The following is a 24,685-nucleotide window of genomic DNA, read 5'->3' on the forward strand; positions in this document are numbered from 1 at the left end:
GGGGGGGGCGGGGGGGGGGGGGGATGCGTCGCGGGGGGGGGGCGCGCGCCCCCCCCCCCCCCCCCCCCCCCCCCCCCCCCACCCCCCTGCCCCCTCCCAGGAAGGTTCTTCCGGCGATGTCCCCACGCTTGATCACAGTGCTGCTGGCCGGGCTGCTGGCCCTGCTCGGGCTGGCCACCCCCGCGGTGGCGGCGCCGGTCCAGACCCTGACCTGGACGGGCGGCAACAGCACCACCGAATACGCGTCCGCGCCCACCGGCGCGCTGCCCGGCGAGACCACGATCGTCTTCGAGAACAGCGAAGCCACCGGCAACACGACAGGGATGTCGCACACCCTGACGTTCGACACCTCGACGCCGGGCTACAACCACGACGTCTCGCTCAACATCCTGGCCAACCCCTTCGACCCGCAGAACGGCCGCCACGAGGCGACCGTGACGCTCACGCCGGGCAAGTACCGGTACTTCTGCACGATCCCCGGCCACACCGCGATGGTGGGCGAGTTCGTCGTCTCCGACGGCACCGGCGACACCACGGCGCCGACCGTGACCGCCGCGGTGGCGGGGGACAAGGACCCGGCCGGCAACTACATCGAGTCGGCGACGGTGTCCCTGACCGCGACGGACGCGGGTTCCGGCGTCGCCTCGGTCGAGTACCAGCTGGACGGCGGCACCTGGACCGCGTACTCGGCGCCGGTGGTGGTGTCCGCCGTGGGCATGCACATGCTCCACTACCGCGCCACCGACGTCGCCGGGAACACCTCCGAGGAAGGCATGGAGCACTTCACGATCGTCGAAGGGCAGGGGGACACGACCCCGCCCACGGTGACCGCGGCGATCACCGGACAGCAGGACTCCTCGGGCAACTACGTCGACGTCGCCACGGTCAAGCTGACCGCGACCGACGCCGACTCGACGGTGGCTTCGGTGGAGTACCAGCTGGACGGCGGGGCGTGGACCGCCTACACCGCACCGGTCGCGGTGACCGGCGCGGGTGAGCACATGGTCCACTTCCGGGCGACCGACGCCGCCGGGAACACCTCACCGGAAGGCATGTCCCACTTCACCGTCGTGAAGAGCGACACCACCCCGCCGATCGTGACGGCGTCCGTGGCCGGCACGCGCGACGACGCCGGGAACTACGTCGGCAAGGCGACCGTGACGGTGGTGGCTTCGGACACCGGGTCCGGGGTCGGCGCGGTGGAGTACCGGGTGGACGGTGGCGCGTGGACCGCTTATGCCGCACCGGTCCCGGTTTCCGCGCCGGGCGCGCACACCTTCGACTTCCGGGCCCGTGACGTCGCCGGCAACACTTCCACGGTCGGGACGGTGTCCTTCACGGTGGTCGCCGGGGGTGACACGACCGCGCCTTCGGTGTCGATCGCTTTGAGCGGCAAGCAGAACGGTGACTGGTCGTACGTCGGCCAGGCGTCGGTGACGCTGACCGCGACCGACACCGGGTCCGGTGTGGACCTCGTCGAGTACAAAGTGGACAGTGGAGGGTGGACGCGGTACACGACGCCGGTCGTGGTGTCCGCGCTCGGCGCGCACACGGTCCGGTCGCGGGCCACGGACGTCGCCGGGAACGTCTCGGACGAGGTGAGCGGCACGTTCACAGTGGTCGCGGCGGTGCCGCCGCCGGACGCCTGCCCGAACTCGGACGTCCGCGACACCGTGGTGATCGGCGGGATCGACAGCCAGGTCGAGAACACCGACATCGGCAACGGCTGCACGCTCAACGACGTCATCGACGAAAACGCGGAGTACGCGTCGCACGACCGGTTCGTGAAGCACGTGAAAGCGGTGACCCAGGAACTGGTGACCAGCGGCGTGCTGTCGTCAGGCGACCGCAACCGCATCGTGACGGCGGCGATCGAGTCCGCGGTCGGCGGCCCGCCGGCGACCGCCCGCACGCCGGAGGTGAAGAAGCGGGTGTAGCGGTTCAGGAGAAGGTCTTCCGGAGCAGGGCGACGTCCTCGCTCAGGACGGCGAGCTCCAGGCGGTGGCCGTCGGCGTCGAGCACGGCCACCGTCATCGCCGTCGCGAGGGGCAGGCCCCGGCCCGGTTCGGCGGGATGGGTGTCCAGCAGGGAGACGGTCCGCGAGGCCAGGGTGACGGGCTCGCCGCGGTTCAGGCGGGCCTGCCAGGTCGCGCCCTCCGGCGTCAGGCGCAGGGTGCCGTGGGTCCAGCTGCCGGGCGGCCGGCGCAGCGAGCAGGGCAGCTTGTCCGCCGTCCCCGTCACGACGTCGGTCGGCCGCCGGTCGGCCTTCATCCGGGCTCTTCGGCGCAGGGTCACGCTGTCGACCAGCCCGCCGAGCAGGCCGTCGATGAGGAGATCCAGCATGATCGCAGGATAGTGCGGTTCAGCTCACCAGGCCGGTGCGATAGGCGTAGACGACCGCCTGCACGCGGTCGCGCAGGTCCAGCTTGGTCAGGATGCGGGACACGTAGGTCTTCACCGTCTCCTGGCTGAGCACCAGCGTCGCGGCGATCTCGCTGTTGGACAGCCCGTTCGCGATCAGCCGCAGCACCTCGAGCTCCCGGGGCGCCAGCGCGACGCCGGCGGGCGCGCCGGCCGCCGGGCGGATGCGGGCGGCGTACCGGCCGACCAGCTGGCGCGTCACCTCGGGGTCCAGCAGCGCGGCGCCCGCCGCGACCGTGCGGATGCCCTGCAGCAGCTGCGCCGGGGGCGCGTCCTTCAGCAGGAACCCGCTCGCCCCGGCGCGCAGGGCCTCGTAGACGTACTCGTCGAGGTTGAACGTCGTCACCACGAGCACCTTGACCGGGTGCGCCACCCCGGCGCCGGCGAGCCGCCGGGTGGCTTCGATGCCGTCGAGGACCGGCATCCGGACGTCCATCACCACGACGTCCGGCCGCAGCCGGGCGGCCAGTTCGACGGCGGCCTGCCCGTCGCCGCACTCGCCGGCCACCTCGAGGTCGGGCTGGGCGTCGATGATCGTCGCGAACCCCGTGCGGATCAGCGCCTGGTCGTCGCAGACCAGGACCCGGACCGGCGCCGTCACGACGGGATCCTCGCCCGCACGACAAAACCGGCACCTTCCGGACCCGCGGTCAGCGAGCCGCCGAGAACGCCGACGCGGTCGCGCAGCCCGGCCAGGCCGCGCCCGCTGTCGCCGGGGGACGCGGCGGCCGGCCCCGCGCCTTCGGTGCTGACCTCCACCGTGATCTCCTTCTCGCCGTGGCGCACCCGGACGTCGGTGCGACGGCCGTGGGCGTGCTTGAGCGCGTTCGTCAGGGCTTCCTGCACCACGCGGTAGGCCGCGGCCTCGGCGCTCCCCTTTTCCCCGGCCGGCCCGCCCACTTCGGTGAACTCGACCGGCTGGCCGGCTTGCCGGGTCTGGTCGACGAGCGCGCGGATCTCGCCGTGGGGCGGCGGTTCGGCGTTGTGGCCGGGGTTGAGCAGGCCGAGCAGGTGCCGCAGGTCGGTGATGGCCCGCCGCCCGGTGTCGGTGATCGTGGTGAGAGTCCGGTCGAGGCGCTCGGGGGCGGCGGTGAGGTAACGCGCCGCCTCGGCCTGCACGACCATCGCCGTCACGTGGTGGGTGACGACGTCGTGGAGCTCGCGGGCGATGCGCGTGCGTTCGGCGGTGAGGGTGGTCTCGGCGACGTGGCGACGGCGTTCCGCTTCGGCGGCGCGGGACTGGCGCACCCAGCTCCCGACCCCCCAGGCGAGGGCGAGCGCGAGGTAGAACGTGACGAACCCGGTGACCCCCTCGGCCGACCCGTGCCGCGCGAGGCCGAGGGCCAGCGGCACGTACGCCAGGGAAGCCACGATGGCAGTGGCCCACCGGCGCCGGTCCAGGTGCGTGCCCGTGCTGATCAGCGCGAGAGGCAGCGCGGTGCCCGAAAGCGTGTGATAACCCCGAAGCTGGTCGACGGCGAAACCGAGCACCACGAGCGCGAGGCAGACGGCGGGCCACCGCCGGCGGACGGTCAGCGGGAGGCACTCGGCGGCGACCACCACGAAGGCGAGCGCGTCCATCGGCCGGGTCGCTACGTCGCCGACCCGCGTCCCGTACCCGTGCAGCGCCGGCACCAGCGCGAGGGCGGCGAGCAGCAGCGCGAACGGGAGGTCCCGGACCGTGACGTCGAGCCGCCGCCACCGGTCCGGGAGGGAGCCGGGCTCGATCACGGCACGACAGTAGCGGCCGGCGTCGGCGTGGCGCGCCGCCGCCGGGGCACGATGTGGCCGCGCCGCCGGGCGAGCGTCATGAACACGGCCGTGGTGATGACACCGGCGGCCACGGAGTACACACTCGCCTCGGGTCCGAACTCACCGCCGGTCAGCGCGGCCGGGCCGGAGGTGACGCCGTCCAGGAGTCCCCGGGGCGCGTCCGTGCCGGAGACCCCGGTGCCGAAGAGGCCGCCCTCGGCGAAGTTCCAGGCGAAGTGCAGGCCGATCGGCACCCAGAGGGTGCGGGTGGCGGCGTAGGCGGCGGCGAGCATCCCACCGGCCTCGACGGCGATGGCGAGCGCGCCCCAGACGGTCGCGTGGGCGTTGAACAGGTGCGAGAGCCCGAAGAGCAGGCCGGTCAGCGCCAGCGCGGTCCAGGTGCCGGTCCACCGTTCGACGAACCGGAAGAGGATGCCCCGGAAGACGAGCTCTTCGGTCACGGCCGCGGCGGCCGAGAACCCGAGCAGGGCCACCGCACCGCCGACCGAGCCCCACCCGAGCACGTCGTACCCGCCGACGAGGGCGATGTTCGCGATGACACAGCCGAACAACCCGAGCCCGACGAGCATCCCCCGCCCGAGCGCGCGCCCGTCCCAGGTGATCTCGTCCGGCGTCCGGCGTTCGGTCCGCCGCACGACCCAGGCGTAGGTGAGCACCGCGAGGACCGCGCTGAGCAGCCCGAGAACCAGGGTGAGCGGCGCGTTCCAGCGCACGGCGCCGACCACGAGGCTGCCACCGAGCGCAACCACCGCGACGGCCACGAACTGCGTCAACAGTCGCATGGGGGACTCCTTCGTGAGATTCCGCGACGGGCGCCGCGGCCAGGAGGAACGCTAGGGATTTGCCGGGCCGGGGACGTCACCGTGGGGTGGACAGTCCCGGGTAGCTCGCACGGGGGACAAGGCTCAGACGTGATCCGGGTCATGCGGTGTCACAGGATCGGGGAGCGCGGTGTCTTGAGGCCGAACCTGGGACAAAGGGAGAACCTGATGAACCTCGCACTGTGGATCGCCGCCGGACTGCTTGCCGTGGTCGCGCTGACCGGCGGGGTCAGCAAAGCCTTCGTGCCGAAGGAGAAACTGGCCGCGGCGCCGGGAGGGGAGTGGACCGCGAGCGCCGGCGCGGGGTTCGTCCGGAGCCTCGGGGTGCTCGAGCTGCTCGCCGCGGTGGGGCTGGTGCTGCCCGCCATCCTCGGGATCGTGCCGGTGCTCGTGCCGGTGACCGCCGCCTGCTGGGTTCTGCTGATGGTCGGTGCGATGATCACCCACGTCCGGCACGGCGGGTACCGGTTCGTGGCGCTGAACCTGGCCTACCTCGCGGTCGCGGTGTTCGTCGCCTGGGGGCGGTTCGGGCCCGCGTCCTTCACCGCCTGACCGGCGAACACAGGGAAGGGAAGACCATGAGCGACCCCACCGGCGCCTTCGTCGCCCACCGCAACCTGCTCTTCACGGTCGCCTACGAGATGCTCGGCTCGGCGGCCGACGCCGAGGACGTGCTGCAGGAAACCTGGCTGCGGTGGGTGAAGGTCGACCCGGAGCAGGTGCGCGACGAGCGCGCCTACCTGGTCCGGATCACGACCCGGATGGCGCTGAACCGGCTGCGCACGATGAAGCGCCGCAAGGAGTCCTACGTCGGGCCCTGGCTGCCGGAACCGCTGCTCACCGCGCCGGACGTCGCCGAAGACGTCGAGCTCGCCGAGAGCGTGTCGATGGCCCTGATGCTCGTGCTGGAGACGCTGTCGCCGACCGAACGCGCCGTCTTCGTGCTGCGCGAGGTCTTCGAGGTCGGCTACGACGAGATCGCGGACGCCGTCGGCAAGACCCCCGCCGCCGTCCGGCAGATCGCGCACCGCGCGCGCCGCCACGTCGACGCCCGGCGGCCCCGCGAAGCGGTGTCCGCGAGCGAGACGCGGGCGGTGCTCGCGTCGTTCCAGCGGGCGCTGGAAGGGCGTGACCTGCAGGGCCTGCTCGACGTCCTCGCGCCCGACGTCGTCCTGCTCAGCGACGGCGGCGGGGTCAAGCAGGCCGCGCTGCGCCCGGTCGCCGGCGCGGACAAGCTGGTCCGGTTCGTCCTCGGCGGCATCGGCCGGGCCGGCGCCGTGCTCACCACCGAGCCGGCCGTCGTCAACGGCAACCCGGCCCTCGTCCTGCGCCTGGACGGCGAGATCGACGGGGTGATGGCCATCCGGCTCGAGGATGCGCGCATCACCGGCGTCTACTACGTCCGCAACCCGGAGAAGCTGACCCGCGTCGGTTCGGAGACGCGGCTGACCTTGCGCTGAGCGCGCACAGTGCGCACTCCGGCGCGCCGCGTGAACGAGGACAGGTATGGAGTCGGGTACTTGTACGGGTGCGGTGGCGGGCGGCCCGGGTCAGGCTTGACCGGCCGTCGTTGACCGTGGGAGGTCGGAGAACACATGGTGCAAGGCCGGTCGCGTCCCCTCCTCCGGGTCGTCTCCCCCGCGGACGTCCCGGAGCCGCGACCGGCCCCCTCGGGGGGCCGCGATCGTTACGCCGACCTCGAAGACCGCCGGCTGGCCGCCATCCTGGCCGCCGAGGACACCGCCGAAGAGCACGGCCTGAGCCCGCACGTCCGCAGCACCTGCCACGTCCACCGCAGCTGGGTCCACCGGTGCGTCGCCGACGTGCTGCACGTCCTCGTCGTCACCGGGCACCGCTGGTGCCGCCGCTGCGAGTGCCCGGTCGACGTCGCCGTCGACGAGACGCCGCCGGGCGCGGTGCACCTGTTCTGCCCGCGGTGCGGCCAGGCGGATTCGGCGGCGAACCGGCAGGTCCGCAAGGCCTGCCGCGCCAGCCTCGCCGCGATGCACGGCGGGGTCACCCCGACGTTGTACCGGCTCCCGGACGCGTGAGGGCCATCCGAGGGACGCCCGCGCGGTCGCATTGACCCGTCCGCCCGGACGTCCCTACGGTTCACCCGTGGGCAAGGCGGGGGCGACGTGCGGGAAGGGCAACCTGCCCGCGGACACGACGAGCTTCGTGGGCCGCAAGCCCGACGTCGCCGAGGTGAAGCACCTGCTGACGCGGGCGCGGCTGGTCACCCTCACCGGGGTCGGCGGCGTCGGCAAGACCCGGCTGGCCGTGCAGACCGCCGCCGGGCTGTCGCGGGCGTTCCCGGACGGCGTCTGGCTGGTCGAGCTCGCCGGGCTCCAGGACCCGGCGCTGGTCGCCCACACCGCGCTGGAGGCGCTGGGGGTCCACGACGAAACCGGCCGGCGTCCCGCGGCCGTGCTGGCCGAGCACCTGCGCGACCGCCGGCTGCTGGTCATCCTGGACAACTGCGAGCACCTCATGGACGCCTGCGCCGCGCTCGCGCACGACCTGCTGCGCGCCGCGCCCGGGCTGCGGCTGCTCGCGACCAGCCGGGAGCGGCTGGCGCTGGCCGGGGAGCACCTCTGGCCGGTTTCCCCGCTGCCGCTGCCTGAAGCCGGCCGTCCGCTGCCCGAAGGCGCGTGGCTGCAGTACCCGGCGTTGACGCTGTTCGCCGAGCGCGCGGCCGCGGTCGACCCGGGGTTCGCGATCACGCCGGGGAACCAGGAGCGCGTCGCGCAGGTGTGCCGCCTGCTGGCCGGCATCCCGCTGGCGATCGAGCTCGCCGCCGTCCGGCTGCGGGTGCTGACGCTGGCCGAGCTGGAGGCGGGGCTGGCCGACTGCTTCCGGTTGCCCGGCACGGTGAAGCGCGGCGGCGAGCCCCGCCACCAGACCCTGCTGGCGGCCGTCGACTGGAGCCACACCCTGTGCGGCCCGGCCGAGCGTCACCTGTGGGCGCGGGCGTCGGTGTTCCCCGGCGGGTTCGACGTGGCGGCGGCGCGCCGCGTCTGCGCCGGGGACGGGCTGCCGGCCGAGGAGCTGCCGGAGCGGCTCGCCGGGCTCGTCGAGAAGTCGGTGCTGCTCCGGGAGTCCGACGGCGACGGGCAGCGGTTCCGGCTGCTCGAGCCGCTGCGGCAGTTCGGCCGGGACAAGCTGGCCGGGTCCGGGGAGGCCGAGGAGGTCCGGCGCCGGATGCGCGACCACTTCCTCGACGTCGTCGTGCGCAGCGAAAGCGCGTGGTTCGGCCCGGAGCAGGCGGAGATCTTCCGGCGCACCCGCCTGGAGCACGCCAACCTGCGGGCCGCGCTGGACTACAGCCTGACCGTGCCGGGCGAGCTCGAAACGGGCCTGCGGCTCGCGTCGACGTTGTGGTTCTACTGGGCGGGCTGCGGGGTGTTCGGCGAAGGCCGGCACTGGCTCGACCGCGCGCTCGCGCTCGCCCCCGAGCCGGGCGAGGAACGCGCAAAAGCGTTGTGGGTCAACGGTTACGTCGCGACGCTGCAGGGAGACCACGCCGGCGCGGTCACGATGCTGGAGGAGTGCCGCGCCTACGCGACGCGCGCCGGCGACGAGGTCGCGCTGGCGTACGCGACGCACCGGCTCGGCTGCAACCTGCTCGTCGGGGACGACGTCGGCGACGCGAAGACGCTCTTCGAGGAAGCCCAGGCCCGCTACCGGCGGCTGGGGGAGCTCAACAGCAACGTGATGCTGGCGGGCATCGAACTGGCCGTCGCCTCGATCTTCCTCGGTGACCTCGACCGGGCGGCGGAGCTGTGCGAAGAGGCGTGCGAGACCGGGGTCGCCCACGGTGAGCAGTGGGCGAGCGCGTACGCGATCTACGTCCAGGCGCTGGTCGCGCTGAGCCGCGGCGACCTCGACCGCGCGGCCGAGCACGGGCGGCACTGCCTGCGGGTCAAGAGCACGTTCCACGACCTGCTGGGCATCGTGCTGGCGATCGAGGTGCTGGCGTGGAACGAAGCCGCTCGCGGCCGGTTCGAAGCGGCGGCCACAATGCTCGGGTCGGCCCAGCCGATCTGGCAGGCGGTCGGCTTCCCGATGTTCGGCTCCCGCTACTTCGGCGCCCCGCACGGCGACTGCGAAGCCGCGGTGCGCCAGGCCCTCGGCGACGGCCCGTTCGAAGCGGCGTTCCGCCGGGGCGGCGAGTTCGGCCTGCCGGAGGCGATCGCCTACGCCCTCGGCGACACCACCCCGTCGGCCGCGGCCGAGCCGAGCCGGCCGACACTGCTGAGCGACCGCGAAAACGAGGTGGCCGCGCTCATCGCGGACGGCCGCTCCAACCAGGAGATCGCGGACCGCCTGGTGATCTCCCGCCGGACGGCGGAAGGCCACGTCAACCGGATTCTGCGGAAGCTGGGGTTCGATTCGCGGTCGCAGGTGGCCGCCTGGGCCGCGCGGGCGTCGCAGGTGCCGGCGCCTTAACGCTCACTCGTCCGGCTCGATGGCGACGCGCCAGACCGCCTCGAAGCCGGTGCCCTTCGTCTCGAACGTCCAGCCGCGCTCGGAACTCTGCGCGCGCCAGACCTCGTCGACACCCGGGTCCGTGGCGGCCTCCTCGGCCTTTCCCGGCGCGCTTTCGCCGCGCGGACCGAGGTACTTCTCGCCCGTGTGGATCAGCAGCTCGCCCGGGAGCGCCTGCACGTAGTACTGCTTGCGGAACACGACGTTGTCGGAGAACCCGATGCCGTAGGAGTCGCGCTCGGCGACGTAGATGTCGAGGCGGAAGACCAGGTCACGCTGGTCGCTGTCCGGTTTGGCGCGCGTGTCGACCCAGCCTTCCCAGACGAGCCGGCCGGGCCCGGCCCACACCGTCGCCGGGCCCTTCTCCTCGGCCAGCGAATCGCTGAGCAGCTCCGCCAGCGGCGTCACGTCGTCCGTGAGGTCGGCCTTGCGGAACGGGCCGTAGCAGTTCTCGGCTTCGGCGCTCTGGTGGAACAGCTCGAAGTCGACGTAGCGAGGTTTGATCGAGACGCCGAGGTAGAACTCGCTGTGGCTGAACAGGTCCTGGCCGCGCAGCACCTCGGCCGTGTCGAGCCACAGGCGCACCCGGTGCGTGCCGTGGAAGAAGCGCATCGCGATTTCGTAGGCCTCGCGCGAAGTCACCAGGGAGTCGCTGCCGCCGTGGCACTTGTGGACGAACGTGCGCGGCGCGCCCGGCAGCTGCGCGGAAGTCTGCTTGACCAGGCCGTCACTGTGGTTGTAGCTCAGCGTTCCCTCGGCGAAGAGCGTCGAAAGCCGGTTGCCCGCCGAAGCGATCTTGACGCCGTAGCTGCGGTAGTCGGTGCCGACGACGGTCAGGATCCGCCGCGGGTCGAAGTACGACGGGACGTCGAGGAACTTCTTCTGCGCCGGGTCGAACGCGGCGACCTCGTCGGCGGCGTTCGCCACCCCGGGGAGCCCGTCGACGAGCCAGCGCGGCAGCACCTGGAAGGCGATGCCGCGGTGGGGCGTGCCGAGCGTGACGATCCGGTGGACGAGCTCTTCGGGGTCGCGCCCCTCGGATTTCATGAACCGGAGCGCTTCGCGGACGACGAGCCCGCCCATGCTGTGCGCCACGATGTCGACGCCGCCGGTGTGGCCGAGCTCGTGCAGGATGTCGATCAGCCGGGCGAGCCCTTGGCCGTAGCGGCTCACGGCCCGGGGCTTGAGGTCGTAGTAGCGGTACACCCACAGCGTGCCGTCCGCGTTCTTCGTGGCGAGCACCCGCCGCGCCACCGACGGGTCGAGCACCACGCTCCCCTGGATGAGGTCGGCGGGGTAGTCCATCGGGTCCGGCGGCGCGTCGACGTCTTCGGCGTAGTACCCGACGACGTTGGTGGCGTCGCGGTAGGAGTACAGCGAGGACTTCATCGCCCGCAGCACAAAACCTTCGTAGATGTAGTTCTCCCCGCGCCGGCCGGGGTAGACGGTGCCCTCGTTGAACCCCTGGTAGCCGCTGGCCTGCTCGTCCGCGACGTCGGGCCCGCCGAACCCGCGCACGAGCACGAGCGGCCGGAGTGTTCCTGGAGTGGACATGGCGGCCTCCCGGCTCCTCGCTCCCGAGGCGACGGGAGTGCTTGAGGAGTCGGAGTCGCGCGCCGGGCGTTACGTCAGCCGAGTCGCTTGTTCCAGTCTTCGAAGGCCGCGATGAGGTCTTCCGGCGCGCCGGTGTCCCGAAGCCGCTGGGACTCGGCTTCGATGTACCGCCGGTACAACGGGACCAGCCCCGCCGCCAGCTCCGGCCCCGCTTCGGCCGGGTCGAGCGGATGTCCACCCCGGACCCGCTCCGCCAGCCGCACCAGCGACACCGACGGCGCGCCCGGCTGGGACGCGTACCACTCGATCGCTTCGTCGTTGTTCGCCGCGCGGCCGGTGTCCGTCGTGCCCGAGTACAGGAAGCGGACCGGGAACAACACGGCCTTCGTGAACCACACCTTGTCCGCCAGCAGCCGGCGGGGCTCGTGGAACTCCGCCGTCACCGGCTCGGCCGCCAGGACCGCGATCGCGAAGGCCGCGCTCTCCAGCAGCAGCTCCGACGCCGCCGGGCGCGCCACCTCCGCCAGGACGTCCGAGCCGAGCAGGACACGGCCGTGGTCGGCCAGCTGCAGGCGGTCCAGCGCCGGGAAGCGGCCGTCGTCACGGCTTTCGCGCAACGCCGGGAGCGACGCCCAGAACACGGAAAGCTTGCCGTGCAACGGGCTTCGCTCCTGCAGCGCCTCCGTCGTCGCCGCGACGGCCTCGCGGTCACCCTCGGCGACGCCCGTCAGCACCAGGGCCAGGTCGATGTCGCTCGCCGCCGGGGAGTAGCCGCCGTAGGACAGGCTGCCCAGCAGGTACGCGCCGACCAGCCGGTCGCCCAAGGCATCCTGGTACGCCTCCGCGGCTTCGGCGGCGACGGCACGGGCGGCGGTGGCGGGGTCGGTGGAGTCGGTCATGCGGTCACCGTAGCGCGGCGCGCGCATTCGGCGATGCGGTCGGAAACCACGGTGATCACCTGCCACGCCCGGTCCAGCACCGCGGTCACCGCGTCGACGGTCCAGTCCTTGCGCCGCCGCAATAGCTCGTACCCCATCTCGAGGTGCTCGACGTCGGCTTCGTCGTGCAGCTCGAAGTATTCGTCGTCCGGGAACGCCCGGGTGCCCGCCTGGCTGAACACGAGGCTGCCGGCTTCGAGGGCCAGGTGGGCCAGCACCGCCCGCTGCACCCCCGGCAGGGTCGAGAACTGGTCGACGAACCACGACGCGCCCGACTCGATGACCGGGTCCCACACCAGCTGCCGGTCGTCCGCGCGGCTGCGGGCCAGGATCTTGTCGTGGCCGATCTCCTCCTGCTGGTGCTCCAGCGCGAGCGCCCGCAGCTCCGGGTCGCTCTCGGACACGACCCGCGCGCTGATCATCCGCTGGAACGCGTTCGACCACGGCTGCAGGTACGTGAGCACCGCCTTCTTCGTCTCGGCGGAGGTGTCCCGGTCGGTCAGCAGCCGGATCAGGTCCGACGACTCGTACTCCCGTTGCCGCTGCTCGTTGTGACGGGCGATGCGCTCGACGTCCTGCTGGGTCACGATCGGCTCCTTACCGTGGTGCTGCCCGAGATCATCTTTCCGCTGCCGCTAACCAAGATCAACCGGCGAAAGGGGGGCCGGCGCCGGCCGGCCGAAGACGGGGAACCGGAAGTACGTGGTCACGTCGCCGCGCCGGCCCGCTGTGCGGTAGCTCACCAGCTCCAGGAACCCGCGGTGCCCGGCCAGCGGCCCGGGCGCCAGCGCGGCGGCCAGCGTGCGGAACCCGCCGGGGTCCACGCCTTCGGTGTGCAGCAGGGCGGCGGTGCGCTCGACGGCTTCCTCGTCGTCGGCCGTCAGGCCGGGCAGCCGCAGGTACGTGGTGGACTCGGCGGCCCGGTCCAGTCCGGACCGGAACGCCAGGCAGCTCAAGGCCGCTTCCCCGGCGTCGGCGCGTTCACCGGTCAGGACGCGGTAAGCCGGCTCCGCGCGGTCACCGTCGTGACTGACGGCCACCGAAGCGACGCGGTTCATCTCGCCGAGTGCCGCGCCGTGGTTGCGGTAGTAGATCTTGACCCGGGCGTCCGCCTCGCCGGCCAGGTCCACCGCGAAGAACTCGATTTCCCGTTCGCCTTCGACGGTTTCGATGCGACGGCGGGCGTCGTCCCACGCAGTGGTCATGCCGAGCCGGTCCATGGCCTCCGCGACGGCCGCCTCGCGTTGCTGGTGCGGCCACGGGTACAGCCCGAAGTACGTCTTGTGGACGATCCCCGACGGCGGGCGCCAGGCGATCGAATGCCACACCGGCGCGGGCGACGGACGCCCCCCGCGGGGGGTGAACGTCTCCCGCACCTTCGTGTCGAAAGCGCTGTCACCAGGGGAAACCACGTCGTGGCCGAGGCTGTCGAACAGCACCCGCAGCTCCGGGTGCCGTCCCGACCAGTTCACCGACATCTCGGCGGGGAACCCGTCGTCCGCCACATAGGACGGCTGGGCGGGCACGGCGCCGATCCGCTCGTGGGCCCACGCGGGCAGCAGCCCGCGCAGCAGCAGGGTGGCCCGGACGGACTGCTCCACCGGAACCGCGAGCGCGTCACACGCCGTGGCCCAGAGCCCGCACAGAAAGTCACCGAAGAGCCGGCCCTGTGCCGGATAGTTTTCCCTTATATATTCAGGAAATTCCGGCGCGCGACTGGTCACGAGCGGATGTTATCAAACGGATGCGTGCTCAACTAAAACTCAGCACCCGGGTGGTCCAACCAATTGCGCCATGTGGGTTTGCCGCAGTCCGAGGTGGACACGCTGGGACACTCGGACTCCGGCGTGTCCCGACCGGACACCGAACGGACAAAGCGCAGGTCTCAGACCCGCGCCGGCACCACCGTCATCGCGTGCTTCACCAACCGGATCAACGCGAGCTTGCTGGAGTCCCTGTCACGCGCGTCACACATGACGATCGGCACCCGGTCCGGGACGACGAGGGCTTCGCGGATCTCGTCGGGGGTGTAGCGCGGCGCGTTGTCGAAGCAGTTCACCGCGACGACGAACGGGATCTTCCGGCGTTCGAAGAAGTCGATCGCGGCGAAGCTGGTCTCCAGCCGCCGGGTGTCGACCAGCACGATCGTCCCGATCGCGCCGCGCGCCAGGTCGTCCCACATGAACCAGAAGCGCGCCTGGCCCGGCGTCCCGAACAGGTACAGCACGTGCCGCGGCGAGATGGTGATCCGGCCGAAGTCGAGCGCGACGGTGGTCGTCGTCTTCCGCTCGACGCCGGAGAGGTCGTCGATCCCCGCGCTCGCCTCGGTGAGCACCTCTTCGGTGGTCAGCGGCGGGATCTCGCTGACCGAACCGACCATGGTGGTCTTCCCGGCACCGAACCCGCCCGCGACGATGATCTTGACGGGCGTCGGGACCAGCTCGGTCCCCGCGCCGTCAGTACTTGATGAGGCCATCGAGAACCGCCTGGAGTGTTTCGAGGTCCGGCGACTGCGCCGGGTTCTGGGTGGGGGAGCGCGTGATGACGAGGCCGCGTTCGATGAGGTCGCCGACGAGCACCCGCACGACCCCCAGCGGGATCTTCACGTAGACGGCGATCTCGGCGACCGACACCGGGTGCCGGCACAGCTGCACGATCGCCTGGTGCTCCGGGCCGAGCCCGGCCGGCTCCTGCTCCGAGCGCAGGGTCATGACCTGCGTGGACAGGTCGAGCCGCGCGTTGTCGGCCGGGGTGCGGCCGCTGGTGATCGTGTACGGGCGGACCAGCGGCCCGGCGGCCTCGTCGTACCAGCCTTCGTCGGTGCTCATGTGGCCTCCCGCAGGATCTGCGCCGCCTCGCGCGGCGCCGACACCATGTAGTCCCCGACCCGCTTCACCAGCCGGCTCATTTCGTAGGCGATCATCTCGACGTCGACGTTGTCCGCGGCGAGCACGGCGAGGCAGGCGCCCAGGCCCGCCGCCGAGACGAACAGGTAGCCGCGCTCCATCTCGATCATGTTCTGCAGCACCGGGCCGCGGTTGAACTGCTTGCTGACCCCCTTGGCGAGGCTCTGCAGGCTGGAGGCGATGGCGGACAGCTGGTCCGAGTCGTCCTTGCTCATCCCGGCCGACTTGCCGATGAGCAGACCGTCGGCGGACAGCACGATGGCGTTCTGCGCGCCGACCACGCGGCTCACCACGTCGTCGAGCAGCCAGTTGAGATCGGGTTTGGGGTTCCCGTACTCGTTCATGCGTCAGAAACCTTGACTTTCCTCTGTGGACTTTCCCTGTGTGCTGTCGCGGACTAGGACTACGCGTCTTCCGGCCCGACGCGTCCCCGGCGGGTGCCCTTGTGGAACGCGGCGAGGGTGCGCGCGGTGCCTTCACCCGGCGCCACGACGTCGTCCTGGCTGTCGTCGGGTTCGTGTTCGAGCTGGGCGACGAGGTTCTGCTGGGGCTCCCGGCGGGGCAGCCGGGGCCGGTCGTCGGCCGGTCGCCCCGCGGCCGGCTCGGCCGGGGGCGCCACCGCGGCGGGCGGGGGCGCGGGGGGGGGGGGGGGGGGGGAGGGGGGGGGGGGGGGGGGGGGAGGGGGGGGGGGGGGGGGGGGGGGGGGGGGGGGGGGATGGGTGGGGACGTANNNNCACACTCCCCCCCCCCCCCCCCCCCCCCCCCCCCCCCCCCCTCCCCCCCCCCCCCCCCCCCCCCCCCCCCCCCCCCCCCCCCCCCGCGACCGCCGGCGCCACGGCGGGGGCGGCGGTCGCGGGGTCGGGCGGGGTGAGCGCGCGAGCCGGGTACGGCCTCGGCTTGGCGTCTCGCTTCATCGGGATCTGGCCGGTGAACGAGCTGGGCGTGTCCATCGAACGGAGCGGGCTTTCTGCTGCCTGCGGCGCGGGGCCGCCCACCGGGGCGAGGACCGCGGTGGTCTCCGCCGGGGTGGATCCGGGTTCGTCGGCCGGGCTCGCCTGCTGGCCGGCCAGGTGGTGGGTGGGGACGAGCACGGTGGCGCGCAGGCCGCCGTACCGGGACGGGTCGAACGTGACGGTCATGCCGAGCTTCGCCGCCAGGCGCGCGACCACGAACAGGCCGAGGCTGGAGTCGGCCCGCAGCGCCATCGCGTCGAACTCGGGCGCCTCGGCCATCATCGAGTTGGCCCACTCGCGGACGCCGTCCTTCATGCCGAGGCCCTGGTCCGAGACGTCGACGACCACGCCGCGCGCGACCAGGCGGCTGGTCACCTCGACCGGCGAGCCGGGCGGGGAGAACGACGTCGCGTTGTCGACCAGCTCGGCGACGAGGTGGATCGTGTCGGCCACCGCGGCGCCGACGATCGAGACGTCGGCGACCTGCTCGACCTGGACCCGCGCGTACTGCTCGGTCTCCGACACGGCCGCGCGCAGCACCTCCATCAGCGGGACCGGCTTGCGCCACCGGCGGCCGGGCTGCTTGCCGCCGAGGATGATCAGGTTCTCGGTGGTGCGGCGGGCGCGCGCGGCGAGGTGGTCGAGCTGGAACAGCGCCGCCAGCTGGGTCGAGTTGTCCTCGCGGGCTTCCATCTCGTCGAGGATCTGCAGCTGCTGGTGGACCAGGACCTGGTTGCGGTGCGCGATGCCGAGGAACACGTTGTGCACACCGCTGCGGGCCTTCGCCTCGCTCGCCGCCGCGTTGACGGCGGTCAGCTGGGCGGTGTTGAACGCCTCGGCCACCTGGCCGATCTCGTCGCGGCCGTGGTCGAGCTGCGGGAGCTCTTCGGCCAGGTCGACGGATTCGCCGTTCTTCAGCCGCTCCACGATGTCCGGCAGTCGGTTGCGGGCGAGGTCGAGGGAGTCGTTGCGCAGCCGGGCGAGACGCGTCATCAGGGCGCGGTCGACGAGCGAGCGGGAGACCCGCACCGCGACGATGATCGCCGCCAGCGACGCGAGCAGCGCCAGGATGGAGCCGATGATGACGTTGCGCAGCTGGGCGTCACCGGAGTCGATCGCGGCCGCGGAAACCTTGTCCGCCTGGGTGATCGCGAGGTCGTTGAGGTTCTGGGCGACCTGGTTCGTCGCGTTCTGCCAGTCCGTTTCGGACACCGGCACGGAGTTCTGCTCGCTGGGCGACCACGGGCCGTGCTTGACGATCGCCACCTCGGCGGTCGCCAGCTGCTGCCAGGCGGCGCTCTTGACCAGCGTCTGGTACTTGGTGCGGACGGCCGGGTCGAGGAACGGCTCGATCTGCGCCAGCTGCGTCCGGTAGGTGCCGGACAGCTGCGCGAACTGGGCGAAGTCGTCGGGCGCGAAGGTGCCGGCCGAGAAGGCCGTCGACACCAGCGACGTCTCGCGCGACATCGCGTCACCGGCGCGGAAGACCGACGTCGCGGTGATGCCGCCGGTGGCCGCTTCGGCGTCGGGGACCACGCGGGCCTGGGTGTCGAACAGGTTCGACGCCGTGTCCATCACGCCGTTGTAGTAGGTGTTGACCTGCGCGCGGTCGATGCTGCGGAAGCTGATCTGCGAGCGCAGCACCGGAAGCTGGTCGAACTGGGCCTTCAGCGCGTTGACCTTCGTCGCGATTTCGTCCGGCGCATTGGAGATCGTCGCGGCGAAGGCGTCCTTCAGGACACCGAGCTTGTCGTCGGTGGCTTTCTGCTGCTCCTGCAGCCGGCCCGGGCCGAGCGCCGGGTCGTCCAGGTACTGCAGCGCGGTCTGGCGTTCCTTCTGGAACTCGGCGAGCGCGGTGGCGGCGGGGATGGACACCTCGCGCACGGACGCCGCGACCAGCCGGACGTAAACGCCGTTGAAGAGGAAGTAGGAGGAGACCGCGATCCACAGCACCAGCAGCGTCACGCTGGGGATGAGCACGGTCCGGGTCAGCCTTTTGCGGATCGACTTGTCGTACGGCTTGTCCGACTCGTCCTTGTCGTCTTTGTTCAGCACGGCGGTTCACGAACTCCTGAGTGACGGTCGGCGAAGATGGGGGACCCGGACGAGGAAGCGGACACGACGAAGGGACGCAGCTGCCGCCGTCACCCGTCTTCGCCTCACCCTCCGTGTTGCCGCAGGATCGATCAGGGTCCGTTTTTTACCACGAACCGGTGAGCCGCGGTGGTGCTGACCCGGTGAGCCGACGGCCTTCCCGCGATGCGCGAACGGTGTTTACTGTGTGCTCCGGGGTGACTACCGGCGTTTGCTCTGGTAACGGCGTCGGCGGCGTGTTCGGGCCCCGGCGGGCTGGGCCGAACGGGTGAAAGGCAAATCGCATTCGCCCGCCACGCCCGACGCCGCAAGGCCGAGGACGGACGGGCACGGGTTCTGCCCCGGAAGCCGCCGCCGACGCCGGTTTTCCGGGGTGACGAGGCCCTTCGTCGAAGATTTCGAAAGTCCGGGCGGGGATCCGTTGCGGCGCCGGTCTGCCCGAGTGCTTTGACAAACGAGCAAGTCTTGTCAATCCAGCTGTACATCATCTATCGTTCTGTAAACCAGCCAACGGAGGAGGGTGTGATGAGCGAGGTGACCGGGACCGTGCCCGCCGGCTCGACCGAGCGGTGGCACGACCGCAAGCGCTACCTGTGGCTGATCGGCCTGGTGGTGCCGTCGCTGGCGTTCCTCGCCATCGGGCTGCACGCGGCCACCGGCTGGGGCGGGTGGTTCTGGATCGGGCCGGTCGTGATCCTCGTGGTCGTGCCGCTCGTCGACCTGCTCACCGGGCTGGATCGCAGCAACCCGCCGGACGACGTCATCGAGCGGCTGGAGAAGGACCGCTACTACCGCTGGATCACCTTCGCGTTCCTGCCGATCCAGTACCTCGGCTTCGCCGCCGCGTTTTGGCTGATCGCCCGCGGCGACCTCGGCGTGGCGGACAAGATCGGCCTCGCCGTGTCGATCGGGTGCATCGGCGGCATCGGCATCAACACCGCGCACGAGCTGGGGCACAAGAAGGAGAGCCACGAGCGCTGGCTGTCCAAGATCGCGCTGGCGCAAAGCTTCTACGGGCACTTCTACATCGAGCACAACCGCGGCCACCACGTCCGCGTCGCGACCCCGGAGGACCCGGCGAGCAGCCGCGTCGGCGAAAGCTTCTACCGCTTCTGGCCGCGCACGGTCTTCGGCTCGCTGAAGTCGGCGTGGCGGCTGGAGCGCAAGCGCTACGCACGGCGCGACCGGCACCCGTACCGGCTCGGCAACGACGTCGTCAACGCCTGGCTGATGTCGGCGGTGCTGTGGGCCGCGATGGTCGTCTGGCTCGGCGTGGGGGTGCTGCCATACTTGGTGATCCAGGCCGTCATCGGGTTTTCGCTGCTGGAGGTGGTCAACTACATGGAGCACTACGGGATGCTGCGCCGGCGGGTCGGCGGCCCCGGCAAGCGGCGCTACGAGCGGGTGGCGCCCCACCACAGCTGGAACTCCAACAACATCGCCACGAACGTCCTGCTCTACCACCTGCAGCGGCACAGCGACCACCACGCGAACCCGACCCGGCGCTACCAGACGCTGCGCGACTTCGAGGAGTCGCCGGTGCTGCCCACCGGGTACGCCGGGATGATCGTGCTGGCGCTCGTCCCGCCGGTGTGGCGCAAGGTGATGGACCCGCGGGTGCTCGCGCACTTCGACGGCGACATCTCGCGCGCCAACATCCAACCGTCCAAACGGGACAAGATCCTGGCCCGTTACGGAACCCGCGTCACGGCGGCCGCCCCGGAGCTCACCGACACCCGTGGTGACGCCACGGAAGGCGGGATGTGCCCGGGCTGCGGGTACGTCTACGACGAGCGTCGCGGCGACCCGCGCGAAGGCTTCCCGGCCGGCACGCCGTGGTCGGCGATCCCGGACTCCTGGTGCTGCCCGGACTGCGGGGTGCGCGAGAAGGTCGACTTCGTCGCGCCGGGCCGGGTGGGTGCGTGATGCGGATCGAAGCGGACCTCGACCACTGCATCGGCGCGGGCATGTGCGAGTCGCTGTCCCCGGACTTCTTCGAGGTGGGCGACGAAGGCCTCGTCGTGCTGCTCGACGAACAGCCCGGGGAGGACCGCCGCCAGGAGGTCTCCTCCGCCGTCAGCTCCTGCCCGGTGCTGGCCCTGAAACTGCGGGACTGACAGACGACGATGAGTACGGGATTCGCGCCCGAGGGCGGACAGCACCGGCAGCCGATCATCACCGCGGCGATCGAGCTGACCGCGCGGTCGGGCTGGCCGGCGGTCACGATGGCCCGGCTGGCGGAGCTGGTCGGCGTCAGCCGCCAGACCGTCTACAACGAGATCGGCTCCAAGGCCGCGCTCGCCGAAGCGATGGTCTCGCACGAGCTCGGGCGCTTCCTCTCGGTGGTCGACGCGGCCTTCGACCGCCACGAGACCGACCTCGTCGAGGCGATGTACGACGCCGTCCGCGCGGTCCTGGAGCTGGCCGAGGACAACGTCCTGCTGCGCGCGATCGCCTCCGCGTCACACGGCGCGGCCAGCGAGCTCCTGCCGCTGCTGACCACCCAGGCCGGCACGCTGCTCGCGCGGGCGAAGGCGATGCTGACCGTGCGCGTGCTGGCCTACCGGCCGGCGCTCACCGACGAGCAGGTCGCCGTGGTGATCGACCTGGTCGTCCGCGCGGTGCTCAGCCACGTCGTGCAGCCGTCGGACACACCGGCGCGCACGGCGGACGGGCTGGCGTGGGTGGCGGCCCGCGTCCTCGGCGCCGACGTCGTCCCGCCGCTGCGCCACACCTGACGGCTCAGCGGAGTCCGTGGCGGTCCAGCCACGCGGAGATCTCGGTGCCGATCTCCTTCGGCCGGTCCTCCTGCGCGTGGTGCCCGGCTTCCCCGCACGCGACGACGTCCAGCGCGGCGATGTTCGCTTCGCACCACCGGGTCATCGCCTCGCCGATGAGCAGCGTCGGGGATCCTTCGAACGTCATGAGCAGCTTCGGGACGTCGGTGCTGGTGGCGAGCCACTCGTCGTAGGCCTCGATGCGCGAGACGAGCCCGGCCGGCTCACCGCCGAGCGGCAGCTGCCGGGCCCAGGCGAGCACCGGCCGGCGGCTCTCGGGAGTGGGGAACGGCGCGAGGTAGGCGGCCAGGTCGTCCTCGCCGACGGGTGTGCGGACGCCGCCGGTGAACGCCTGCCGGACGAAAAGATCCTGCGTCAGCACCATGTCCTCGCCGACCCCCGGCGTGCGGATCTTCCGCGACCGCTCCGCCGCCTGCGGGGTCAGGTCTTCCCAGGCCATCGGCTTCACGATGGTTTCGAAGAAGGCGATCCCGCGCACCCGGCCGGGATGCCGCGCGGCGTGGTCGAAGGCGAGCGCGCCGCCCCAGTCGTGCCCGACGAGGACGACGTCGTCCAGGCCGAGCTCGTCGAACCAGGCGTCGAGGTGCCGGGCGTGGTCGTCGAAGCTGTAGCCGAGGTCGGGCTTCGGGGAGCGGCCCATGCCGATGAGGTCGGGCGCGAGCAGCCGGCCGCCGCCGACGTGCGGGCGGACGTGGCGCCAGCCGTGTGACGAACCGGGGTTGCCGTGCAGGAAGACGATCGGCGTGCCGGCGCCGGATTCTTCGTGGTAGAGGGTCATGGCTTGTCCCTTCAGGGTTCCAGTGGGGTGTCGAGGAGGACGGTGAGCTCGCGGGTCAGCGCGGCGGTGCGGTCGCCGTCCCGGCCGCCGAGCGGCGCGAGGAGCCGGTCGAGCAGCTCGGCCACGGTCGTGATCGCCGGCTCGACGACCTCGCGGCCGCGCGCGGTGAGGGCCAGCCGGATGGTGCGGGTGTCGGCGGGGTCGCGGGTGCGGTCGACCAGGCCGTCGGTGTCGAGGGTGCGCGCGAGCTTCGAGACGTAGAGCGCTTCCAGTCCGGTGTGGTCGGCCAGTTCCCGTTGGCTCGGGCTGGTTCCGGCGCGCTCCAGCCCGGAGAGCGAGGCCAGGAAGACGTACTGGGCGTGCGTCAGGCCGATCGGGGCGAGGGCGCGGTCGACGGCCGCCCGCCACTTCATCGACAGCCGCCAGACGAGGTGTCCCGGAGTGCTCATGCCAGATACAGTACATGGCTACTAAGTACATGGCTACTATCTGGCCGCCGAGAACGCTCCGCTGGTGCCGAGCCGGATCAGGCGGCGAGCTCCCGGATGCGCGCCATCGCCTGGCGGACCTCGGTGAACCCGGTGGTCAGCGGGCTGAGCCCGACGCGGATGCCGTCCGGACGGCGGAAGTCGATCAGGACGCCGTTCTCGATGAGGACCTGGGAAAGCTGTTCGGCGTCCGGGTGCCGCAAGGTGACGTGCCCGCCGCGGCGGGCGTCCTCGCGCGGCGAGGCCACCGTGAAGCCGAGGGGGACGAGCCACGCGTCGGCGAGGTCGAGCACCCAGCGGCCGAGCGCGACGGCCTTGGCCCGCACCCGGTCGATGCCGGCTTCGGCCAGCAGTGCGACCCCTTCCCGGACGCCGATCATGCCGAGCACCGGCGGGGTGCCGGACAGCGCGCGGCGGATGCCGGGCGCGGGCACGTAGCGCTCGGCCATGCCGAAGGTGTCCGCCGCGCCCATCCAGCCGGTGATCGGCTGCCCGAACTCCTGGTGGTGGCGGGAGTTCACGTAGAGGAACGCGGGCGCGCCGGGGCCGGCGTTGAGGAACTTGTACGTGCAGCCGACGGCGAAGTCGGCGCCGTCGGCGTCGAGCGCGACGGGGATCGAGCCGACGCTGTGGCAGAGGTCCCAGACGGTGAGGGCGCCGCGGTCGTGCGCCAGCCGCGTGATGCCCGCGAGGTCGGCGATCGCCGCCGACCGGTAGTCCACATGGGACAGCACGACGGCGGCGGTCCGCGGCCCGGTGACCGCCGCGACGTCTTCGGGGCGGACGTCGGCGGTGTCGATCCACCGCACCGCGGCGCCCAATTCGGCGGCGACACTCTCGACGAGGAACCGGTCGGTCGGGAAGTTCGCGGTGTCGGTGACGATCTCGTCGCGGTCCGGCCGCAGCGCGACCGCCGCGCGGAGCACCTTGTAAAGGCACACCGACGTCGAGTCGGCGACGATCGTCTGCCCGGGTGCGGCGCCGAGCGCGACGCGGCCCAGCTCGTCACCGAGCTGCTCGGGCAGCGCGAGCCACCGTTCTTCCCACGACCGGATGAGCCGCGCGCCCCACTCCTGCCCGACGACCTCCTGCAGCCGCTCGGCGGTGGCGCGCAGTGGGCGGCCCAGCGAGTTGCCGTCGAGGTAGGCGACCACCCCGGGATCGGTGATCGGCACGAACCGCTCCCGGAACCCGGCGAGCCCGTCTTCGGCGTCGAGGCGCGCGGCCCGCTCGGCCGAGGTGTCCACGCTCAGTGCTTTTCTTCCTTGACCCGCGCGGCTTCCTTGCGCACCTCGGCCTGGGTGGCGCGCTCGCGCACCAGCCACTCGGGGCTTTCGGTCTTCAGCGCTTCGATCTGCTCGGTGGTGAGCGGGTCGGTGATGCCACCGCGGGTGAGGCCGCCGATGGAGACGCCCAGCTTCGCCGCGACCACCTGCCGCGGGTGCGGGCCGGTGCGGCGCAGCTCGCGCAGCCACTCGGGCGGGTCGGTCTGCAACGTGTTCAGCTCGTCGCGCGAGACGACGCCCTCCTGGAACTCGGCGGGCGTGGCTTCGAGGTACACACCCAGTTTCTTCGCCGCCGTCGCGGCCTTCATGGTCTGGGTGGTCTTGTGCGACGTCATGCCGTCCAGGGTAGCCAGCGTCACCCCCGGTAACCTGACCCGGTGACCGACCCCGTCTCCTTCAAGCTCGGCTACGTCCCGGGAGCGACCCCCGCCAAGTGGGTGCGGACCTGGGGCGAGCGGATGCCGGCGGTCCCGCTGGTCCTCGTCCCGGTCGCCGCGGCGGACGCGACGGGGCTGCTGCGCGAGCGCGGCGCGGACGCGGCGCTGCTGCGGTCGCCGATCGACCGCGACGGCCTGCACGCCATCCCGCTCTACACCGAGACGACGGTCGTCGTGGTGCCCAAGGACCACCTGGCCGCCGCGGCCGACGAAGTGTCCATCGTGGACCTGGCGGACGACGTCGTGCTGCACCCGCTGGACGACACGCTGGAGTGGCCGGAGCTGCCGGGCCGCCCGGCGCTCGAGCGCCCGGCGACGACGGCGGACGCGATCGAGCTGGTGGCGGCCGGCGTCGGGGTGCTGTTCGTCCCGCAGTCGCTCGCCCGGCTGCACCACCGCCGTGACCTCACCTACCGGCCGGTCGGGGACGCGCCGCAGTCGAGCGTCGCGTTGTCGTGGCTCGAGGAGGAGACGTCGGACCTGATGGAGGAGTTCATCGGCGTCGTCCGCGGCCGCACGGTCAACAGCACGCGCGGCCGCTCGCAGGCGCCGGCGGAACGCAAGCGCCCGGAGCGGAAGCCCGTCGCGAAGAAGCCTGTCCGGCGAAGCGGCGGCGGTCCGGCGAAGCGCGGGAAGCCCCGCCGCCGCTCCTGAGCGCGGTCAGTTCGTCGAGCAGACGCAGTTGCCGTCGGCGCGGTCAGGCAGATCGGGGTCGTCGAACCAGAAGCCGTTCTCGCCGAGGTAGCGGAACTGCAGCACGGTGCCCGGCACGACGTCGACCGACGCCGAGCGGCGGCCGTTGGAGCGCGGGGTGAGGTGGTGGCGCCCGGGCGTCCAGTCGTTGAACGACCCGACGACGCTCACCCGTCCGGGCGGGGCTCCGGCGGGCAGGCTGAAGGTGACGCGCTGCGTGCCGGCCCGGCTCTTGCTGATCTTGATCACTGCGGTGA

Annotated in this window: 25 protein-coding genes and 1 pseudogene; 9 read left to right on the forward strand and 17 right to left on the reverse strand. The window is 72.1% G+C overall.

Annotated features, from left to right (window positions below; genetic code table 11):
• The first annotated feature begins 116 nt into the window (after nucleotides 1-116).
• On the forward strand, nucleotides 117-1,937 hold the full coding sequence (locus ACZ63E_RS06945) for a cupredoxin domain-containing protein (protein WP_465334996.1): 1,821 nt from the start codon (nucleotides 117-119) through the stop codon (nucleotides 1,935-1,937).
• Nucleotides 1,938-1,941: 4 nt separating this feature from the next.
• Here ACZ63E_RS06945 and ACZ63E_RS06950 read toward each other — a convergent pair whose 3' ends face one another.
• From ACZ63E_RS06950 to ACZ63E_RS06965, 4 genes are read right to left on the reverse strand one after another with little or no spacing between them, the layout of a single operon-like run.
• Entirely contained in the window at nucleotides 1,942-2,343 is a 402-nt protein-coding gene (locus ACZ63E_RS06950) for a hypothetical protein (RefSeq protein WP_465334998.1), read from the reverse strand.
• A gap of 19 nt (nucleotides 2,344-2,362) precedes the next feature.
• Nucleotides 2,363-3,022, reverse strand: a complete 660-nt coding sequence (locus ACZ63E_RS06955; RefSeq protein WP_465335000.1) for a response regulator — start codon at nucleotides 3,020-3,022, stop codon at nucleotides 2,363-2,365.
• Nucleotides 3,019-4,152, reverse strand: coding sequence for a sensor histidine kinase (locus ACZ63E_RS06960; protein WP_465335002.1), 1,134 nt, complete (start codon nucleotides 4,150-4,152; stop codon nucleotides 3,019-3,021). The genes ACZ63E_RS06955 and ACZ63E_RS06960 overlap by 4 nt, the downstream gene beginning before the upstream one ends.
• Complete coding sequence (locus ACZ63E_RS06965; protein WP_465335003.1) at nucleotides 4,149-4,976, reverse strand: lysostaphin resistance A-like protein; 828 nt, start codon at nucleotides 4,974-4,976, stop codon at nucleotides 4,149-4,151. Before ACZ63E_RS06965 ends, ACZ63E_RS06960 begins: the two co-directional genes overlap by 4 nt.
• 207 nt (nucleotides 4,977-5,183) lie before the next feature.
• Between ACZ63E_RS06965 and ACZ63E_RS06970 the strand changes: the two genes are divergently transcribed.
• From ACZ63E_RS06970 to ACZ63E_RS06985, 4 genes are all read left to right on the forward strand, one after another.
• The gene (locus ACZ63E_RS06970; protein WP_465335005.1) at nucleotides 5,184-5,567 is read left to right on the forward strand and encodes a DoxX family protein; all 384 of its coding nucleotides are present in this window, start codon (nucleotides 5,184-5,186) and stop codon (nucleotides 5,565-5,567) included.
• 26 nt (nucleotides 5,568-5,593) lie between these two features.
• On the forward strand, nucleotides 5,594-6,475 hold the full coding sequence (locus ACZ63E_RS06975; RefSeq protein ID WP_465335007.1) for an RNA polymerase sigma-70 factor: 882 nt from the start codon (nucleotides 5,594-5,596) through the stop codon (nucleotides 6,473-6,475).
• Nucleotides 6,476-6,610: 135 nt separating this feature from the next.
• Nucleotides 6,611-7,066, forward strand: a complete 456-nt coding sequence (locus ACZ63E_RS06980) for a hypothetical protein (RefSeq protein ID WP_465335009.1) — start codon at nucleotides 6,611-6,613, stop codon at nucleotides 7,064-7,066.
• 67 nt (nucleotides 7,067-7,133) lie between these two features.
• A complete protein-coding gene (locus ACZ63E_RS06985) occupies nucleotides 7,134-9,464 on the forward strand; it encodes an ATP-binding protein (protein ID WP_465335010.1) in 2,331 nt (776 codons plus the stop codon).
• A gap of 3 nt (nucleotides 9,465-9,467) precedes the next feature.
• Here the strand turns inward: ACZ63E_RS06985 and ACZ63E_RS06990 are convergent, their stop codons facing one another.
• From ACZ63E_RS06990 to ACZ63E_RS07025, 8 genes and pseudogenes are all read right to left on the reverse strand, one after another.
• On the reverse strand, nucleotides 9,468-11,057 hold the full coding sequence (locus ACZ63E_RS06990; protein ID WP_465335011.1) for a lipase/acyltransferase domain-containing protein: 1,590 nt from the start codon (nucleotides 11,055-11,057) through the stop codon (nucleotides 9,468-9,470).
• A gap of 74 nt (nucleotides 11,058-11,131) precedes the next feature.
• Nucleotides 11,132-11,956 (reverse strand): hypothetical protein, encoded by an 825-nt coding sequence (locus ACZ63E_RS06995; protein WP_465335013.1) that lies wholly within the window; start codon nucleotides 11,954-11,956, stop codon nucleotides 11,132-11,134.
• On the reverse strand, nucleotides 11,953-12,582 hold the full coding sequence (locus ACZ63E_RS07000; RefSeq protein ID WP_465335015.1) for a hypothetical protein: 630 nt from the start codon (nucleotides 12,580-12,582) through the stop codon (nucleotides 11,953-11,955). Before ACZ63E_RS07000 ends, ACZ63E_RS06995 begins: the two co-directional genes overlap by 4 nt.
• Nucleotides 12,583-12,630: 48 nt before the next feature.
• The gene (locus ACZ63E_RS07005; protein ID WP_465335017.1) at nucleotides 12,631-13,596 is read right to left on the reverse strand and encodes a hypothetical protein; all 966 of its coding nucleotides are present in this window, start codon (nucleotides 13,594-13,596) and stop codon (nucleotides 12,631-12,633) included.
• Nucleotides 13,597-13,880: 284 nt separating this feature from the next.
• Nucleotides 13,881-14,471, reverse strand: a complete 591-nt coding sequence (locus tag ACZ63E_RS07010; RefSeq protein ID WP_465309673.1) for a GTP-binding protein — start codon at nucleotides 14,469-14,471, stop codon at nucleotides 13,881-13,883.
• Nucleotides 14,452-14,823: a DUF742 domain-containing protein gene (locus ACZ63E_RS07015; protein WP_465309675.1), complete on the reverse strand. Its 372-nt coding sequence runs from the start codon at nucleotides 14,821-14,823 to the stop codon at nucleotides 14,452-14,454. The genes ACZ63E_RS07010 and ACZ63E_RS07015 overlap by 20 nt, the downstream gene beginning before the upstream one ends.
• A complete protein-coding gene (locus ACZ63E_RS07020; protein WP_465309677.1) occupies nucleotides 14,820-15,245 on the reverse strand; it encodes a roadblock/LC7 domain-containing protein in 426 nt (141 codons plus the stop codon). The genes ACZ63E_RS07015 and ACZ63E_RS07020 overlap by 4 nt, the downstream gene beginning before the upstream one ends.
• A gap of 474 nt (nucleotides 15,246-15,719) precedes the next feature.
• Nucleotides 15,720-17,909, reverse strand: a pseudogene (locus tag ACZ63E_RS07025) (sensor histidine kinase); the annotation flags it as partial.
• A gap of 564 nt (nucleotides 17,910-18,473) precedes the next feature.
• On the opposite strand from ACZ63E_RS07025, the gene ACZ63E_RS07030 reads away from it, so the two are divergent.
• The 3 genes from ACZ63E_RS07030 to ACZ63E_RS07040 are packed head-to-tail and all read left to right on the forward strand — an operon-like array spanning nucleotide 18,474 to nucleotide 20,686.
• Complete coding sequence (locus ACZ63E_RS07030) at nucleotides 18,474-19,874, forward strand: fatty acid desaturase (RefSeq protein ID WP_465335019.1); 1,401 nt, start codon at nucleotides 18,474-18,476, stop codon at nucleotides 19,872-19,874.
• The gene (locus ACZ63E_RS07035) at nucleotides 19,874-20,065 is read left to right on the forward strand and encodes a ferredoxin (protein ID WP_465309683.1); all 192 of its coding nucleotides are present in this window, start codon (nucleotides 19,874-19,876) and stop codon (nucleotides 20,063-20,065) included. Before ACZ63E_RS07030 ends, ACZ63E_RS07035 begins: the two co-directional genes overlap by 1 nt.
• 9 nt (nucleotides 20,066-20,074) lie before the next feature.
• Nucleotides 20,075-20,686, forward strand: a complete 612-nt coding sequence (locus ACZ63E_RS07040; RefSeq protein WP_465335020.1) for a TetR/AcrR family transcriptional regulator — start codon at nucleotides 20,075-20,077, stop codon at nucleotides 20,684-20,686.
• 4 nt (nucleotides 20,687-20,690) lie between these two features.
• On the opposite strand, the gene ACZ63E_RS07045 is transcribed toward ACZ63E_RS07040, so the two are convergent.
• The 4 genes from ACZ63E_RS07045 to ACZ63E_RS07060 form a co-directional block, all read right to left on the reverse strand.
• Nucleotides 20,691-21,524 carry a haloalkane dehalogenase gene (locus ACZ63E_RS07045; RefSeq protein ID WP_465335022.1) on the reverse strand — a complete coding sequence of 278 codons (834 nt, stop codon included), beginning with the start codon at nucleotides 21,522-21,524 and terminating at the stop codon, nucleotides 20,691-20,693.
• A gap of 11 nt (nucleotides 21,525-21,535) precedes the next feature.
• Nucleotides 21,536-21,973, reverse strand: a complete 438-nt coding sequence (locus tag ACZ63E_RS07050) for a MarR family winged helix-turn-helix transcriptional regulator (protein WP_465335024.1) — start codon at nucleotides 21,971-21,973, stop codon at nucleotides 21,536-21,538.
• A gap of 77 nt (nucleotides 21,974-22,050) precedes the next feature.
• The gene (locus ACZ63E_RS07055) at nucleotides 22,051-23,259 is read right to left on the reverse strand and encodes a kynureninase (RefSeq protein WP_465335025.1); all 1,209 of its coding nucleotides are present in this window, start codon (nucleotides 23,257-23,259) and stop codon (nucleotides 22,051-22,053) included.
• A gap of 2 nt (nucleotides 23,260-23,261) precedes the next feature.
• Nucleotides 23,262-23,633 (reverse strand): DUF5997 family protein, encoded by a 372-nt coding sequence (locus ACZ63E_RS07060; RefSeq protein WP_465335027.1) that lies wholly within the window; start codon nucleotides 23,631-23,633, stop codon nucleotides 23,262-23,264.
• 42 nt (nucleotides 23,634-23,675) lie between these two features.
• Between ACZ63E_RS07060 and ACZ63E_RS07065 the strand changes: the two genes are divergently transcribed.
• A complete protein-coding gene (locus tag ACZ63E_RS07065; RefSeq protein ID WP_465335029.1) occupies nucleotides 23,676-24,389 on the forward strand; it encodes a LysR family substrate-binding domain-containing protein in 714 nt (237 codons plus the stop codon).
• Between the two features lie 6 nt (nucleotides 24,390-24,395).
• On the opposite strand, the gene ACZ63E_RS07070 is transcribed toward ACZ63E_RS07065, so the two are convergent.
• Complete coding sequence (locus tag ACZ63E_RS07070) at nucleotides 24,396-24,677, reverse strand: early set domain-containing protein (RefSeq protein ID WP_465335031.1); 282 nt, start codon at nucleotides 24,675-24,677, stop codon at nucleotides 24,396-24,398.
• Between the last annotated feature and the right edge of the window lie 8 nt (nucleotides 24,678-24,685).

It is taken from the genome of Amycolatopsis sp. NPDC104819, from assembly GCF_055583145.1.

Coding starts and splice junctions, on each gene's coding strand:
- ACZ63E_RS06990 (WP_465335011.1), bottom strand. CDS start 11,057: ATGTCCACTCCAGGAACACTCCGGCCGCTCGTGCTCGTGCGCGGGTTC.
- ACZ63E_RS07020 (WP_465309677.1), bottom strand. CDS start 15,245: ATGAACGAGTACGGGAACCCCAAACCCGATCTCAACTGGCTGCTCGAC.
- ACZ63E_RS07015 (WP_465309675.1), bottom strand. CDS start 14,823: ATGAGCACCGACGAAGGCTGGTACGACGAGGCCGCCGGGCCGCTGGTC.
- ACZ63E_RS07040 (WP_465335020.1), top strand. CDS start 20,075: ATGAGTACGGGATTCGCGCCCGAGGGCGGACAGCACCGGCAGCCGATC.
- ACZ63E_RS07010 (WP_465309673.1), bottom strand. CDS start 14,471: ATGGCCTCATCAAGTACTGACGGCGCGGGGACCGAGCTGGTCCCGACG.
- ACZ63E_RS06970 (WP_465335005.1), top strand. CDS start 5,184: ATGAACCTCGCACTGTGGATCGCCGCCGGACTGCTTGCCGTGGTCGCG.
- ACZ63E_RS07060 (WP_465335027.1), bottom strand. CDS start 23,633: ATGACGTCGCACAAGACCACCCAGACCATGAAGGCCGCGACGGCGGCG.
- ACZ63E_RS07045 (WP_465335022.1), bottom strand. CDS start 21,524: ATGACCCTCTACCACGAAGAATCCGGCGCCGGCACGCCGATCGTCTTC.
- ACZ63E_RS06995 (WP_465335013.1), bottom strand. CDS start 11,956: ATGACCGACTCCACCGACCCCGCCACCGCCGCCCGTGCCGTCGCCGCC.
- ACZ63E_RS07030 (WP_465335019.1), top strand. CDS start 18,474: ATGAGCGAGGTGACCGGGACCGTGCCCGCCGGCTCGACCGAGCGGTGG.
- ACZ63E_RS06965 (WP_465335003.1), bottom strand. CDS start 4,976: ATGCGACTGTTGACGCAGTTCGTGGCCGTCGCGGTGGTTGCGCTCGGT.
- ACZ63E_RS06950 (WP_465334998.1), bottom strand. CDS start 2,343: ATGCTGGATCTCCTCATCGACGGCCTGCTCGGCGGGCTGGTCGACAGC.
- ACZ63E_RS07035 (WP_465309683.1), top strand. CDS start 19,874: ATGCGGATCGAAGCGGACCTCGACCACTGCATCGGCGCGGGCATGTGC.
- ACZ63E_RS06945 (WP_465334996.1), top strand. CDS start 117: ATGTCCCCACGCTTGATCACAGTGCTGCTGGCCGGGCTGCTGGCCCTG.
- ACZ63E_RS06980 (WP_465335009.1), top strand. CDS start 6,611: ATGGTGCAAGGCCGGTCGCGTCCCCTCCTCCGGGTCGTCTCCCCCGCG.
- ACZ63E_RS06975 (WP_465335007.1), top strand. CDS start 5,594: ATGAGCGACCCCACCGGCGCCTTCGTCGCCCACCGCAACCTGCTCTTC.
- ACZ63E_RS07050 (WP_465335024.1), bottom strand. CDS start 21,973: ATGAGCACTCCGGGACACCTCGTCTGGCGGCTGTCGATGAAGTGGCGG.